10 protein-coding genes and 5 tRNA genes are annotated in these 14,513 nt (G+C 73.9%); 8 read left to right on the plus strand and 7 right to left on the minus strand.

Annotated elements, in window-relative coordinates; translation table 11 throughout:
* Window positions 1-34 precede the first annotated feature (34 nt).
* The gene (locus ACZ7IF_RS13655; RefSeq protein WP_470968856.1) at window positions 35-856 is read right to left on the minus strand and encodes an aminotransferase class IV; all 822 of its coding nucleotides are present in this window, start codon (window positions 854-856) and stop codon (window positions 35-37) included.
* Entirely contained in the window at window positions 853-1,935 is a 1,083-nt protein-coding gene (locus ACZ7IF_RS13660; RefSeq protein WP_470968859.1) for a chorismate-binding protein, read from the minus strand. Before ACZ7IF_RS13660 ends, ACZ7IF_RS13655 begins: the two co-directional genes overlap by 4 nt.
* Window positions 1,936-2,115: 180 nt before the next feature.
* Here ACZ7IF_RS13660 and ACZ7IF_RS13665 point away from each other — a divergent pair.
* The 5 genes from ACZ7IF_RS13665 to ACZ7IF_RS13685 all read left to right on the plus strand — a co-directional run bounded on the left by ACZ7IF_RS13665 (window position 2,116) and on the right by ACZ7IF_RS13685 (window position 2,603).
* Window positions 2,116-2,188, plus strand: a tRNA-Gly gene (locus tag ACZ7IF_RS13665).
* A 40-nt stretch (window positions 2,189-2,228) separates the two neighbouring features.
* Window positions 2,229-2,302 (plus strand) — tRNA-Cys (locus ACZ7IF_RS13670).
* Between the two features lies 1 nt (window position 2,303).
* Window positions 2,304-2,375, plus strand: a tRNA-Val gene (locus ACZ7IF_RS13675).
* Between the two features lie 35 nt (window positions 2,376-2,410).
* Window positions 2,411-2,482: transfer RNA gene (locus ACZ7IF_RS13680), tRNA-Val, on the plus strand.
* 49 nt (window positions 2,483-2,531) lie between these two features.
* A tRNA-Val gene (locus ACZ7IF_RS13685) sits at window positions 2,532-2,603 on the plus strand.
* Between the two features lie 213 nt (window positions 2,604-2,816).
* On the opposite strand, the gene ACZ7IF_RS13690 is transcribed toward ACZ7IF_RS13685, so the two are convergent.
* Window positions 2,817-3,026: a hypothetical protein gene (locus ACZ7IF_RS13690; protein WP_386382226.1), complete on the minus strand. Its 210-nt coding sequence runs from the start codon at window positions 3,024-3,026 to the stop codon at window positions 2,817-2,819.
* Window positions 3,027-3,552: 526 nt separating this feature from the next.
* Here ACZ7IF_RS13690 and ACZ7IF_RS13695 point away from each other — a divergent pair.
* Window positions 3,553-4,728: a serine/threonine-protein kinase gene (locus tag ACZ7IF_RS13695; protein ID WP_470969314.1), complete on the plus strand. Its 1,176-nt coding sequence runs from the start codon at window positions 3,553-3,555 to the stop codon at window positions 4,726-4,728.
* Between the two features lie 78 nt (window positions 4,729-4,806).
* On the opposite strand, the gene ACZ7IF_RS13700 is transcribed toward ACZ7IF_RS13695, so the two are convergent.
* Both ACZ7IF_RS13700 and cobA read right to left on the minus strand, forming a co-directional pair.
* On the minus strand, window positions 4,807-5,622 hold the full coding sequence (locus tag ACZ7IF_RS13700; protein ID WP_007263096.1) for a TrmH family RNA methyltransferase: 816 nt from the start codon (window positions 5,620-5,622) through the stop codon (window positions 4,807-4,809).
* A gap of 42 nt (window positions 5,623-5,664) precedes the next feature.
* Entirely contained in the window at window positions 5,665-6,888 is a 1,224-nt protein-coding gene (gene cobA, locus ACZ7IF_RS13705) for a uroporphyrinogen-III C-methyltransferase (protein WP_405981554.1), read from the minus strand.
* 759 nt (window positions 6,889-7,647) lie between these two features.
* Here cobA and ACZ7IF_RS13710 point away from each other — a divergent pair.
* Window positions 7,648-8,463, plus strand: coding sequence for an alpha/beta hydrolase (locus ACZ7IF_RS13710; RefSeq protein WP_470968868.1), 816 nt, complete (start codon window positions 7,648-7,650; stop codon window positions 8,461-8,463).
* Here ACZ7IF_RS13710 and ACZ7IF_RS13715 read toward each other — a convergent pair.
* Window positions 8,460-9,755 carry an XRE family transcriptional regulator gene (locus tag ACZ7IF_RS13715; protein WP_470968874.1) on the minus strand — a complete coding sequence of 432 codons (1,296 nt, stop codon included), beginning with the start codon at window positions 9,753-9,755 and terminating at the stop codon, window positions 8,460-8,462. The two genes, ACZ7IF_RS13710 and ACZ7IF_RS13715, sit on opposite strands and share 4 nt — an antisense overlap.
* A 431-nt stretch (window positions 9,756-10,186) precedes the next feature.
* Here ACZ7IF_RS13715 and ACZ7IF_RS13720 point away from each other — a divergent pair, with 431 nt between their 5' ends.
* Window positions 10,187-10,441, plus strand: coding sequence for a hypothetical protein (locus ACZ7IF_RS13720; protein ID WP_470968879.1), 255 nt, complete (start codon window positions 10,187-10,189; stop codon window positions 10,439-10,441).
* Between the two features lie 525 nt (window positions 10,442-10,966).
* Here the strand turns inward: ACZ7IF_RS13720 and cobT are convergent.
* Window positions 10,967-14,482 (minus strand): nicotinate-nucleotide--dimethylbenzimidazole phosphoribosyltransferase, encoded by a 3,516-nt coding sequence (cobT, locus tag ACZ7IF_RS13725; RefSeq protein ID WP_470968883.1) that lies wholly within the window; start codon window positions 14,480-14,482, stop codon window positions 10,967-10,969.
* Window positions 14,483-14,513 lie beyond the last annotated feature (31 nt).

The raw sequence follows: 14,513 nt of genomic DNA on the forward strand, positions 1-14,513 counted from the left end.
CCCCGCGCCGCCGTGACCACGGGGCGTGGGACGCTCAGGGGTCGATGTCGGACGCGGCGCGCTCGTCGAAGACGCGCATGGCCTTGGCCGTGACGGGGCCGGGAGCGCCGGTCAGGACGCGCCCGTCGACGCGGTGCACGGCCTGTACGTCGCGCAGGGTGGAGGTCAGGAAGACCTCCTCGGCGCGCTCCAGGACGTCGAGGGGCAGGTCGGTCTCCTTCGCGCCGGTCCATTCGACGGCCAGCGCGCGGGTGATGCCCGCGAGGCAGCCCGAGGCGACGGGCGGGGTGTGGAGCTCGCCGTCGAGGACGACGAAGACGTTGGAGCCGGTGCCCTCGCAGAGCTGTCCGACGGTGTTGGCGAAGAGTGCCTCGGAGGCTCCCGCGCTGTTGGCCCGGGCGAGGGCGACCACGTTCTCGGCGTAGGAGGTGGTCTTGAGGCCGGTCAGCGCGGAGCGCTCGTTGCGGACCCACGGGACGGTGATCACGGCGGTGGTGTCGGGGCGGCGGGCGGTCTCGCCGACGGCGACGACCAGGGTGGGTCCGGTCTCGCCGCGGTCGGAGCCGAGCGGGGAGAGTCCGCCCGTGTAGGTGATCCGGAGCCGGCCGAGCGGGACGGGGTTGGCCTCCAGTACGGCGGCGCAGGCGCGGCGCACCTCGTCGAGGTCGGGGTCCGGCAGGCCCAGGCCGCGCGCGGAGCGGGTCAGCCGCTCCAGGTGGCGGGTGAGGGCGAAGAGGGTGCCGTCCTGGGCCTTGAGCGTCTCGAAGACCCCGTCGCCCACGGTCAGCCCGTGGTCCAGTACGGACACCCTCGCGTCATCGGCGTCGCGCAGCGTGCCGTCGAGCCAGATCCTCACCGTACGGTTCCTCCACTCAGGTCGTGCGTCTCGTGTACGCCGGGCAGGGGCCCGCCGGAGGCCAGTGCGACCAGCCGGGCGGCCTTCAGCTCGGTCTCGGCCCATTCCCGTTCGGGGTCGGAGCCCCAGGTGATCCCGGCGCCGGTGCCGAAGCTCAGGCGGGGGCCGCCGGGTGCCTCGCGGTCGATCCAGAAGGTGCGGATGCCCACGGCGAGCGCGGCGGTGCCCCGGTCGGCATCGACCCAGCCGATGCCCCCACAGTAGGGGCCGCGGGGGGCGGTCTCCAGCTCTTCGATGATCCGCAGGGCGGAGGACTTGGGGGCGCCGGTGACCGAGCCTGGCGGGAAGGTGGCGGTGAGCAGCTCGGGCCAGCCGGCGTCCTCGGCGAGCTCGCCGCTGACGGTGGAGACCAGGTGGACCAGGCCGGGGTGCTCCTCCAGGGCGCACAGCTCGGGGACGGCGACGGAGCCGGTGGAGCAGACGCGGCCGAGGTCGTTGCGCACGAGGTCCACGATCATCACGTTCTCGGCGTGGTCCTTGGGCAGCAGGTCGGCGGCGGTGCGGCCGGTTCCCTTGATGGGGCCGGACTCGATGTGGCGGCCGTCGCGGCTCAGGTAGAGCTCGGGGGAGGCGGTGGCGATCTCGACGCCGTGGGCCCTGAGCCGAATCGTTCCTGCATAGGGAGCCGGGTTGCCGCGCGCGAGGAGCGAGGTCAGGGCGTCCACGTCGGCGGCGGCCGGGTCCGGCAGGGGCGCGGACATCACACGGCAGAGATTGGCCTGGTAGACCTCCCCCGCCGCGATGTACTCGCGGATCCGCCGGACGCCCGCGACGTACGCGGAGCGGTCGAGCGAGGAGGACCACCGGTCGGCGGCCGGTCCGCGCCAGGCCCCGGGCACGGGCGCGGGTACGGGGTCGGCGCGTATGTCGCCGAAGCGCGCGCAGACCAGCCGGCCTTCGAAGTCTGCGGTCACCGCCCAGAACCCGGTGGAGTCGAGGGCCGAGGGGTCGCTGGTGACGTCTCGGAGGTCGGTCGCGAGAAGGCCGCCGAAGCGGGCCAGGGGAGGCAGGTCGTGCACGGCTGCGAGTCTATGACCGGTGGCGCGACGGCGCCGGTGAGGTGACCGACGGGTGACCTCCGGTGATCGGGTGGCAGCACGCTGCGGAAACGCGTTTTTGAGCTGGCCCGGGAATCCGCTAGAGTTCAACACGTCGCCAGGGAGCGCCGGGAAAAACCCCGGAGCGAACACGGTGACACTGCGGACGTAGCTCAGTTGGTAGAGCACCACCTTGCCAAGGTGGATGTCGCGAGTTCGAGTCTCGTCGTCCGCTCTGAGTGGGGGATCTTCCCGAGAACCCCTGCGCACTCCGAGGTGGAGTGGCCGAGAGGCGAGGCAACGGCCTGCAAAGCCGTCTACACGGGTTCAAATCCCGTCTCCACCTCCAAGGACGATTAGCTCAGCGGGAGAGCGCTTCCCTGACACGGAAGAGGTCACTGGTTCAATCCCAGTATCGTCCACTGGTCCGCAAGGACCTGATCCGCAAGGATCCCCCGCGCGATTAGCTCAGCGGGAGAGCGCTTCCCTGACACGGAAGAGGTCACTGGTTCAATCCCAGTATCGCGCACGCAACACCTGCAACACCTCGTTTGACCTGCGGTTCTTTACCGCAACCCGCGCGATTAGCTCAGCGGGAGAGCGCTTCCCTGACACGGAAGAGGTCACTGGTTCAATCCCAGTATCGCGCACCGCACCGGAAGCCCCGGCCGTCACGACGGCCGGGGCTTCCGCGTTGCAGCGCTTCCGTCGGCGCCGGGGAACGCGAAAAAGGGTGCTGCCCGTCCGACTCCCCAGTCGTACGGGCAGCACCCTTCACCTGCCGTCCGTCGCGCCCCCGTCCCCACGGGGTGCGACAGGCCGATGGCCCGGCCCGGACCGCTCTTCCGGGCCCGGGGCGCCGCTCAGCGCCCCAGCATCACGCCCACGGACGACGCCTGCGCCGCCACCTGCTCGAAGCCTCCGAAGAGGAAGAGCAGGAGGGCGGCCAGGGGGAGGACCATGGCCGCGGCCACCAGCGGGTGGCGCGTACCGGACTCATGGCCGTTGAACGCGAATGCCTTGCGTCCCTGCCGTGCGATGTCCGCCATGGTCCTCTCCCTGTCGTCTGGCAGCGGCGGGCTCGTGACCTCGGGGGACGAGTGCGCCACCCGCCGCTTGTCTTCAACACTAGGCGGCCTGAAGGCTCCTGGCCTCATGCCCTCGTACCCATTGCCGGGCCTCCAGGAGGATGACGAGGCCGGCTCCCGCGTACTCCCCTGGGTGGAGATCCCTCCCCCGTAGTGGGGGTCCTCCCGGAGGGGATTATCGGAGGGTAGTGACTTCGCTCACTTCCGTCACTCCCCGCACACACGTGTCTTCTTACGGGGTGTTGACGGCCCCGCCCGCCGGACCGGGCCGACCCCTCGGAGACAGGGCCGGTCGCGGGACCGACGGGGACGCCAATCCCCTTGGCCCGAGGGCCGTTTGGGACGGAGCGCCGACGTCGGGCGTCGGGCGGGGCCGGGAGCTGTCACACCCTCAAGTGGCCTGCCCGCACTGACAATCGAATCCCTTCGGGAGGGCGCGGCCTCTGAGCGCTCGTGCCGGATGGTCCGTAAGCTGTGCCAGGTCAGCAGGACGACCGTCAGCGGGGTGGACATGGCGATGATGCGGCTCCGGCGCGAGGACCCGCGTGTCGTCGGCTCGTTCAGACTGCACCGGCGGCTCGGTGCCGGCGGCATGGGCGTGGTCTACCTGGGGTCGGACCGGCGCGGCCAGCGCGTGGCCCTCAAGGTGATCCGGCCCGACCTGGCCGAGGACCAGGAGTTCCGCTCCCGGTTCGCCCGCGAGGTGTCCGCCGCCCGGCGGATCCGCGGCGGCTGCACGGCGCGGCTGGTGGCCGCCGATCTGGACGCGGAGCGCCCCTGGTTCGCCACCCAGTACGTGCCCGGCCCCTCGCTGCACGACAAGGTCGCCGAGGAAGGGCCCCTGGCGGCAGCGCAGATCGCCGCGATCGGTGCCGCGCTCTCCGAGGGCCTGGTCGCCGTGCACGAGGCGGGGGTGGTCCACCGGGACCTGAAGCCCTCGAACATCCTGCTCTCCCCCAAGGGCCCCCGGATCATCGACTTCGGCATCGCCTGGGCCACCGGGGCCAGCACCCTCACCCACGTGGGCACCGCCGTCGGCTCCCCCGGCTTCCTCGCGCCCGAGCAGGTGCGCGGCGCCGCCGTCACCCCGGCCACGGACGTGTTCGCGCTCGGCGCCACCCTCGCCTACGCGGCCACCGCCGACTCGCCCTTCGGGCACGGGAGTTCCGAGGTGATGCTGTACCGCGTGGTGCACGAGGAACCGCACCTGGTCGGCGTACCGGACGCGCTCGCGCCGCTGGTGCGGGCCTGCCTGGCCAAGGACCCCGAGGAACGGCCGACCACGCTCCAGCTGTCGATGCGGCTGAAGGAGATCGCCGCCCGCGAGGCGCAGGGGCTGGGCGACGGGCGCCCGCCGGCTCAGCGGGCCCGGGTCGAGCGGCCCGCGGCGCGGCCGGACGGGCGGGGGCCGGGCCAGGCGGACCGCAGCACGGAGCGGCGTACCGGGGGCGCGACCCCCGTCGCCAGGCCGCAGGGGCCCCACAGCGGGCCCCAGTCGCGGCCCTCGTCGTCCCGCAACCCCGGATCCACCGCCGGGCGTACGGGGGGCCGCCCCGGCCCGCGTACGACCGGCACCGGGCGCCGCCCGTCGCGGCCGGACCCGAAGCTGCTGCGGCAGCGGCTGATCGTGTTCGTCGTGGTCACCCTGATCGTGGCGCTGGGCATCGCCCTCGCCCAGAAGCTCTGAGCCGGGACTCCGTGCAGGAACCCCGAAGGGGGTGCCCCGCCTCGTCGGCGGGGCACCCCCTTCGGTCCGTTCCGGTGACTACGCGCGGCCGCTGCCGGCCACCGCGTAGAAGGCGACGGCCGCGGCGGCGCCCACGTTCAGCGAGTCCACGCCGTGCGCCATGGGGATGCGCACCCACTCGTCGGCGGCGACCAGTGCCTGCGTGGACAGCCCGTCGCCTTCCGCGCCCAGCATCAGCGCGACCCGGTCCAGGGTCTGCGGGGCGGCCACGTCGATCGGCGAGGCCTTCTCGTGCGGGGTGAGGGCGAGGAGCTTGAAGCCCGCCTCCCGTACCGTGTCCAGGCTCTTGGGCCAGGCCTCCAGGCGGGCGTAGGGGACGGAGAACACCGCGCCCATCGACACCTTCACCGAGCGGCGGTACAGCGGGTCCGCGCAGTCGGGCGACAGCAGCACCGCGTCCATGCCGAGGGCGGCGGCGCTGCGGAAGATGGCCCCGATGTTGGTGTGGTCGTTGACCGCCTCCATGACGGCGACCCGGCGGGCCGAGGCCAGCAGCTCCTGCGCCGTGGGCAGCGGCTTGCGCTGCATCGAGGCGAGGGCCCCGCGGTGCACGTGGTAGCCGGTGACCCGCTCGGCGAGGTCCGGGCTGACGGCGTAGACCGGGGCGGGGAGCTCGTCGATGACGTCGCGCATGACGTCGACCCACTTCGCCGAGAGCAGCATCGAGCGCATCTCGTACCCGGCGTCCTTGGCCCTCCGGATGACCTTCTCGCCCTCGGCGATGAACAGGCCCTCGGCGGGCTCGCGGCGGCGCCGGAGCTCGACGTCGGTCAGGCCCGTGTAATCGCGCAGGCGCGGGTCGTCGGGGTCTTCGATGGTGATGAGATCAGCCACAGGGTGATACTGCCTTGTCCTGGGTGCGGTGCCAACGGCCTGTCAGGCGCCGGCGAGGGGTGCGTTGACGCGGACGACGTCGCCGATCACGATGACGGCGGGCGGCCGGACCTCCTGCGCCTTGACCGTCTCGCCGACGGTCGCGAGGGTGGCGTCCACCCGGCGCTGGGTGGCGGTGGTGCCTTCCTGGACGACCGCGACGGGCGTGTCGGCGGAGCGGCCGTGGCGGACCAGGGCCTCGGCGATCAGGCCGATCTTGTCGACGCCCATGAGGATGACGATCGTGCCGGTGAGCTTGGCGAGGGCCGCCCAGTCGACGAGGGAACGCGGGTCGTCCGGTCCGACGTGACCACTGACCACGGTGAACTCGTGCGCCACCCCGCGGTGGGTGACGGGGATGCCGGCGGCGCTCGGCACCGAGATGGAGCTGGAGATGCCGGGCACGACGGTGCACGCGATCCCCTCCGCGGCGAGGGCCTGCAGCTCCTCCATGCCGCGGCCGAAGACGTACGGGTCCCCACCCTTGAGCCGGACCACGGCCTTGCCGGCCTTGGCGTGCTCGATCAGGGCGTTGTTGATGGCCTCCTGGGCCATGAAACGGCCGTACGGGATCTTCGCGGCGTCGATCACCTCGACGTGCGGCGGGAGCTCGTCGAGCAGGTCGCGGGGGCCGAGCCGGTCGGCGATGACCACGTCGGCCTCGGCGAGCAGGCGGCGGCCGCGCACGGTGATCAGGTCCGGGTCGCCGGGCCCGCCGCCGACGAGGGCGACACCGGGGACGCGGGGACGGGCGGCGGTGAGGGAGCCGTCGCGCAGCCCCTCGACGACCGCGTCGCGCACGGCGGCGGAGCGGCGGGGGTCGTTGCCGCTGAGCACCGCCACGGTGACGCCCTCCACCCGGCCGGTGGCCGGGGTCCAGGCGGTGGCGGCGTCGGCGTCGTCGGCGCGCACGCACCAGACGCGGCGGCTCTCGGCCTCGGCGGAGGCGGCGTCGTTGGCGGCCCGGTCCCGGGTCGCGATCAGCGCGTACCAGGCCCCGTCGAGGTCGCCGTCCTGGTAGCGGCGGCGCTCCCAGCGGATCTCGCCGGTCTCCGCCATCACGTCCACGGAGGGGGTCGCGGAGGGGGAGATCAGCAGCACGTCGGCACCGGCCGCGACGAGCGCGGGCAGCCGGCGCTGGGCGACCTGCCCGCCGCCGATGACGACGACGCGGCGCCCTGCCAGACGGAGTCCTACGGGGTAGGCGGGGTGTGCCGGGTTTGCCATGGCGGTTGCGGCTCCTGATGCGGCGGGTGTGGACGGCGGCGGCCGCTGCTGCGCTGGAGCGGCTGGTCGGGCACGCGGTGCGGGGCGCCCGTCCGGGACCACGATACGACCCATCGGCGCTGCTGGTACCTGCGGGGGCGAAGTTCGGGGAGGGGGTTTCGGCTGGTCGGGACCACGGGCACGGGATCCCCGCCGGCCCGGATCGGAGAAGGTCCGGGGGGTTCCCGTCAGTCCCATCGTCCTTCCGTGTCGTGCCGGCCTGTCAAGGGCGCTCCTTCGTCGCGTCGCTCCGCGATGGCCTTCGGCCACCTTTGACAGACCGTCCCGCCCCGGAAAGACAAGGACTGCCGGGAACCCCCCGAAGGAACGGTCACGGTCCAAGGGGGAGGGACGGCCCCTCAGCGATGAGGCGAGGGCCCGGGCGTCGGCCGGCCGGGCATCCGGGCCCCTGGATCCCTGGCCCGGGGCCGGGGCCGGGGGCCGGGGCCGGGGGCCGGGGCCGGGGGCCGGGCCCAGGGCCGGGATCGGGGCCGGGGCCGGGGCAGTCTGCTACCCGCGCCAACTGCCGACCGGATCCCCCTGCGGAGCACCCAGGCGCAGCAGATCGCTACGCGCTCCTCATTGCCTGGCGTCCGACGGCCGTCTTGTGCCGATACCCGCACGAGAGGACGACGAGACGGACCGCCGGACCCGACAGGCGCGGCGAAGGCTGTCCGGTTTGGCGTCCGAAAGCCCCTCCCGCTCCCTACCATCAGGGGCATGGCCTCTGAGTGGGAAGTTCGGTTCCGGTCGCTCGACGGTACGGAGCTGGAGGGGACGGTGACGGCTCCGTCCACGGCGGAGACGGCGGGGCTGGCCGTGCTGGTGCACGGCGCCGGTGTGACGAGAGAGGAAGGGGGCTTCTTCGGCCGACTGGCCAAGGGCCTCGCCGCAGTTGGCGTGCAGTCCCTGCGGTTCGACCTGCGAGCGCACGGGGCGAGCGGGGGCCGGCCACAGGACATCACCATCGCGGGGGTCGCCAACGACATCAGAGCCGCCGGAGATCACCTTCGCCGGGAAACGGGAGCAGCCGGCCCGCCGCACGTGATCGCAGCGTCCTTCTCCGGTGGAGCGGCCGCGCTGCACGCGGCGTGGCGGCCGCAGGACGTCGAGCGGCTGGTGCTCTTGAACCCTCGCCTGGACTACCGGGACCGCTACGTCGACAGCCGCCCGTACTTCGACGGTGACTACATCTCCGCCACTGCCGCCCGTGATCTGAACGCGCACGGCTATACCGAGAAGTCGCCGTTCGAGCTGGGCCGGGCCCTGCACAACGAGGTGTTCTACCTGGATCCGGAGGTCTACCTGAAGACGGTCCGAGCGCCCGTCCTCCTGGTGCACGGGACGAAGGACACCTTCGTCCCGGTGGAATCCTCCCGACGGTACCTGCCCGTCTTCGCGGCGGCCGAGCTGCTGGAGCTGGACGGTGCCCAGCACGGCTTCGCGATCCACGACGACCCCGGGTACGCCCACCCGCAGACGCAGATCTGGCAAGCCCAGGTCATCGACCGGGTGAGCGGATTCCTGTCCGCCTAGACGGTCACTGCTGTCAACGCCTGCCGGAGTTCTCGTACGGCGGGTCGTCGTGCGTGGGGGCGTAGCTGGGCGGCAGCGCGGCGAAGCTCGCCGAGGGCTTGTCCAAACCCAGGAGCGGCGGCGAGACGGAGCGCGGACATCCCGATGGCGGCTGCCTGGTCGGGTTCGCCTGCGGCAGCAAGGGCGCCGGAGAGGTGGGCGGTGAAGAACGCGCGGTCCCTCGGGGCGAACGCGCCATGGGCGAGGTGCTGTTGGAGGAGGTCGACGGCGCGGCCGGGCTGCCCGGCTTCGCGATGACTGATCGCGCTCTGCGCCATGAGCCGGTCCCGGGTGTATCCCGCGCACAGGGGTCCGGTGCAGCTCGCGGGTTCGGCTTCTCCTGCTTGGTCAAGCGCCTGATGGGCTCGGTCGAGGGTACGGGCGACGGTGTCCGGCGGCGCTCCGGTGAGGGCCAGAGCGCGTGCTTCTTGCTGAAGGGCCTCGGCCTGAGCCCGGGGCGGCAGCTTCCAGGGTCCATGGGCGGCAGCATGGGCGAGGTCGAACATGCGGGCGGCGTCGTGGCGATCGGTTGCCTGCGCCTTGCGCAGCAGAACGTAGGCGTGCATGGAACCGTCGCCGGTCACGGTCGCCCACTCGACGGCCCGGTCGTGGAAGAAGACCGTGACGTGCGCCGGGGCACCGGCGTCGCGATGGAGCCAGGCTGTGAACTCGGCCGCCCTCGCGCCTACTCCCAACAGCTCCTTCCGTACGGACGGGGAAGCCTCACGAGCAAGGTGGTCGACGACAGCCAGGAGCTCCGTCGCAGCCGGAAGGGCCTGCCGAGGCCCGGTGCTCCCATCAGCGCGGGCCGCCGCGTCCAGCGCGGTACGGAGGTGCCCGACCAGGGCGTGGTCACTGTAGCGGCGGGCCTGGGCCAGCGCGGCGGCCAGCCGGTCCTGCCCGGCCGGCCCGAGCAGGGATGCGGCGCCGAGTACCCCTTGCAGGAATGAACGCCTGCGCACCGCATCCTCCCCGGTCAGGTCCGAAGACTCCGCCCTCGCACTGTGGGGCGGGACGAAGCCGAGCTGCTCCAGTGGCAGCCCGAACATGGCGCGCAGCACCCGCCTCGCCTCGGTGTTGGGCCAGCCCGGCTTCGCCGACTCCCACCGTCGCACCTGCCGTACGTCGATGTGGCCCGGCTCGCCCAGGGCAGCCGCGTGGGCGGCGTAGGCGGCGGTCACGTCGGCCTGGCTGTGCCATCCGCGCTCCAGCCGGGCGGCACGAAAGGCCGGGTTTCCGGGAATCCGGGACATCGCTCCCCCAAGGGCGGACTGCAGCCGAGCTGCCAGATCTGAAGACGACGGTACTCCCGCGAGATGTCCTCTGATGTGTCCTCGTTGCATCCCACTGCCGCATCTACGGTCCCAGATGAGAGATCTGACGGGCCGCCCAACGGCCCCTCCGAGAGAGGATCCGGATGACCGCTTCCGCGCAGACCCGTACCTTCCGTGCCACGACGTCGGGGACCCCGATCGACACCACCTGCCGGCTCCACCTCGGACTGGCGGGCGACCTCTACGAAGGAGGGCGATGAACGACAACCCGCCATCTCCATCGCCTGGCTGCTGCGAACCGTCCTGCGAACTGATGGCCCGCGCCGCGCGCGGCCTGCAACGGTTCTTCGCCACGTTCCCCAGGCCGAACGACGACAACGGAGAACTCCCCGCAGGGGAAAGGCCGCCCAGTGCCTGACCACTACGAGTACGTGCCGCACCGCCTCCTTCGCCGCCGTGTCCGCGACATCGCCTCGGGCGTCGAAGGCGAGCTGATGGCCGTGATCAACGAGAACGTGTCGGACACCGGAATCGAACGCTGGATGGAGCTGGCCTACATCCGTGGAGCGTCCGGCCGGGAGTTCACGACCGCTGTCGACAACGTCCAGCCCGCCGACGACCAGCCCCAGACGGGCCGCGGACGCCCGGCCGGCAGGAGCGCGTAGCGATCTGCTGCGCCTGGGTGCTCCGCAGGGGGCTCTGGTCAACCTCTCGTGCAGGTAGCCGCACCCGCCGACCCGGAATCAGGACCATGTGGGCCCGGATGCCCGGCAGGCCGACCCCCGGCCCCGTCGCCTCATCACTGACAGGCCAGTCCCTTCCCTGTCCACCGTGACCATTCCTTTGGGGGCTTCCCGGCAGTCCTTGTCTTTCCGGGGCGGGACGGGTTGTCAAGGGTCGCCGAAGGCGATCACGCAGTGACGCGACCGCAGGGAGCGCCCTTGACTGGCCGGCCCGACACGGAAGGACGATGGGACTGACGGGAAGCCCCCAAACCATCCCTGACACCGCCCAGCCGGCACCCCGCTCCCCCACCCACCGCACCCGCACCCGCACCCGGGGAGGCGGGTGGGCAACCACCGCCCCGCCCCGGGGGGTCGAGGGGGAGATGGCGGGCCCGCACCGTGGCCGCGTACGGCAAAGCCCCCGCCCCCCGTTGAGCGGGGCGGGGGCTCAGGCCGGTGCCGGGGCTACTTCTCCGTCACGCCCGCCGAGTCGAACGTGGCCACCTCGTGCATCGCGCGGGCCGCGCTCTGGACCAGGGGGAGGGCCAGGAGGGCGCCGGTGCCCTCGCCGAGGCGGAGGTCCAGGTCGACCAGGGGGCGCAGGCCGAGCTTGTTGAGGGCGGCCACGTGGCCCGGTTCCGCGCTGCGGTGGCCCGCGATGCAGGCCGACAGGGCTTCGGGGGCGATGGCGCGGGCCACCAGGGCGGCCGCGCCGGCGCTCACGCCGTCCAGGATGACCGGCGTGCGCAGGGAGGCGCCGCCCAGGAGCAGGCCGACGATCGCAGCGTGCTCCAGGCCGCCGATGGCCGCCAGGACGCCGATCGGGTCGTTCGGGTCGGGCTGGTGCAGCTCCAGTGCACGCCGGACGACGTCGACCTTCCGCGCGTGCGTCTCGTCGTTGATGCCGGTACCGCGCCCGGTGACCTCGGCCGGGTCGACGCCCGTGAAGACCGAGATCAGGGCCGCCGACACCGTCGTGTTGGCGATGCCCATCTCGCCCGTCAGCAGCGCCTTGTTGCCCGCCGCGACGAGATCGCGCGCCGTCTCGATGCCGACCTCGATGGCCGCGATGGCCTCCTCGCGGGACATCGCGGGGCCGACGGACAGGTCGTCCGTGCCGGGGCGGACCTTGCGCGGCAGCAGGCCCGGGGTGGCGGGGAGGTCGCCGGCCACGCCGACGTCGATGACGCAGACCTCGGCGCCGACCTGGTTGGCGAAGGCGTTGCAGACGGCCCCGCCGCCGAGGAAGTTGGCCACCATCTGCGTGGTGACCTCCTGGGGCCACGGGGTGACGCCCTGGGCGTGGACACCGTGGTCACCGGCGAAGATCGCGACGGCGGCGGGCTCCGGGATCGGCGGCGGGCAGACCCGCGACAGGCCGGACAGCTGCGCGGAGATGATCTCCAGCATGCCGAGCGCGCCCGCCGGCTTCGTCATGCGCTTCTGCCGCTCCCAGGCCTCGCCGAGCGCCTTCGCGTCGAGCGGGCGGATGCTGGCGACGGTCTCGGAGAGCAGGTCGTGCGGGGCTTCGCCCGGCAGCGCGCGGCGGCCGTACGTCTCCTCGTGGACGACCCAGGCCAGCGGGCGGCGCTGGGACCAGCCAGCCTGCATCAGCTCCGGCTCCTCGGGGAACTCGTCCACGTACCCGACGCACAGGTAGGCGACGACCTCCAGGTGCTCGGGGAGCCCCAGCGCGCGGACCATCTCGCGCTCGTCGAAGAAGCTGACCCAGCCCACGCCGAGGCCTTCGGCGCGCGCGGCGAGCCAGAGGTTCTCGACGGCGAGGGCGGAGGAGTACGGGGCCATCTGCGGCTGGGTGTGCCGGCCGAGGGTGTGGCGGCCGCCGCGGGTGGGGTCGGCGGTGACGACGATGTTCACCGGGGTGTCGAGGATGGCCTCGATCTTCAGTTCCTTGAACTGCTTGGCCCGGCCCTTGGGCAGCGACTTGGCGTAGGCCTCGCGCTGCTTCTGGGCGAGCTCGTGCATCGTCCGGCGGGTCTCGGCGGAGCGGATGACGACGAAGTCCCAGGGCTGCGAGTGGCCGACGCTGGGCGCGGTGTGGGCCGCCTCCAGGACGCGCAGCAGCACCTCGTGCGGGATGGGGTCGGTACGGAAGCCCTTGCGGATGTCGCGGCGCTCGCGCATCACGCGCAGGACGGCCTCGCGCTCCGCGTCGGCGTAACCGGGGGCGGGCTCGCCCACGGGCTCCGCCGGGACGGCCGCCGCCTCGGCGGCTTCGGCGGCCTCGGCGGCTTCGGCTTCCGCGGGCTCCGGGGCCTCGGCGGGCTGCTGTACGGCCTCCACCGGCTCGGGCTGCGCCTCCACCGGCCCGGCGGCTTCGGCCGCGGGCTCAGGGGCGGCTTCGGCGGGGGCCTCGACCGGGACCTCGGCCTGCACCACCGTTTCTGCGGGGGCCTGCTCGACGCCCTCGGCCGGGCCCAGCGGCTCGGCGGGGACGGCCGGCACGGCGACGGGCGCCTCGCCCGGCCCGGCGGCCTGCGCCGGTTCGGCGGGCTCCGGGGCCTCGGGCGCGGCCTCGGCGGCGGGTGCGGCCTCCGGGGCCGGCGGCACGGCCTCGGCCGGGGTGTCGGCGGCGGGAACGGCGGCCTCGGGAGCCGCGGGGGCCTCCTCGACGGCCGGAGCGGCCTCGGCGGCGGCCTCCGGCGCCGGCTCGGCGGGAGCGGCGGGAGCGGCGGGAGCCTCGGCGGCAGCGGGAGCCTCGGCGGCCGGGGCGGCGGCCGGAACGGCGGGGGCCAGGACCACGACGGGCTCGGCGGCGGCAGCGGGGTCGGCCGGCGCGACCGTCCACGGGGTGCCGGCCTGCGGCGGGACCTCGCCGAGCTGCGGCGGGGCGGCCGGCAGGTCCAGGTACTCGGGGCCGGGGACGGCGGCGGGAGCGGCGACGGCAGCCGGGTCCACCGGCGCACCCTCGGGCCCCGGAACGGCCTCGGGACCCTGCGCGGCGGCCTCGGCGGCAGCCGCGACAGCGGCGGCAGCGGCTGCGGCCGCCACCTCGGGGGCCAGCACCACGACGGGCTCCGCGGCAACGGGCTCCGGCGCGACGGCGGCGGCTTCGACGGCTTCGACCGCCACGGCGGGCTCCGCGGCAACGGCCTCGGCCACGACGGGCTGCGCCTGCACAACGGCCTGCTCGGCGGGGACGGCCTGCTCGACGGGCGCCGCCTGCTCGACGGGAACGGCCTGCTCGGCGGGCGCGGCCTGGGGCACACCCGGGGCCGGCTGCGGCACCGCGGCGGCCATCGGCACGCCGGGGGCCACGGGCGCGGCCGGTGCCACGGCGACGGCGGGCGGCACCGGCGCGGCGGCCGGGCCCCGGTCCGCGAGGGAGCGTACGACTCCCCCGGTGGCGTCGGGCACGGGCGGGCCCATGTGCAGCGGGCGGCGCGGCGGCATCACGGCGGCGGCGGGCGGAACCTGCGCGGCGGCGGGGGCCGGGGGCGGGACCACGAGCCCGCCGAGGTCCAGGGAGCCGGAGTCGCGGCCGCCGGTCTCGTGCGCGCCCGCGCTGTACGCGGCGGGGTCGGCGAAGGAGCCGGGGGCGGGGTAGCCCGCCTCGGGGAAGCCGGGTGCGGGCTGTCCGGGCGCGGGGAAGGCCTCGGGGTAGCCGGGGTCCGGGAAGCCGAGGTGCCCGGGCTCGGGGTAACCGGCGGCGGGGGCCTGCGGGTACTCGGTGTAGACGGGCTCCGCCGGGAACTCGCCGGGGAAGGCCGGGACCGGCGGGACCACCTGGGGGTCGCTCCAGGAGCCCTGCCCGTGGCCGCTCGGCATCAGGAGCAGTTCCTCGTCCTCGGCCTCGGACGGGTCGTCCACGAGGTCCTGGAAGGCGTAGCCGGCCGGGGCCTGCGGCGGCATCGGGGGCAGGGGCGGCATCGGCGGGACCGGAGCGGGGATGCCCTGCTGATCCACCATGCCCGTGTTGTCCGGGTGACCCTCGCCCGGGACCTGGCCGGTGTCAGTCATGCGTACCCCTCGCCCATCGGTGTTGCCTCTT

The sequence above is a fragment of the Streptomyces sp. NPDC037421 genome, assembly GCF_055602105.1.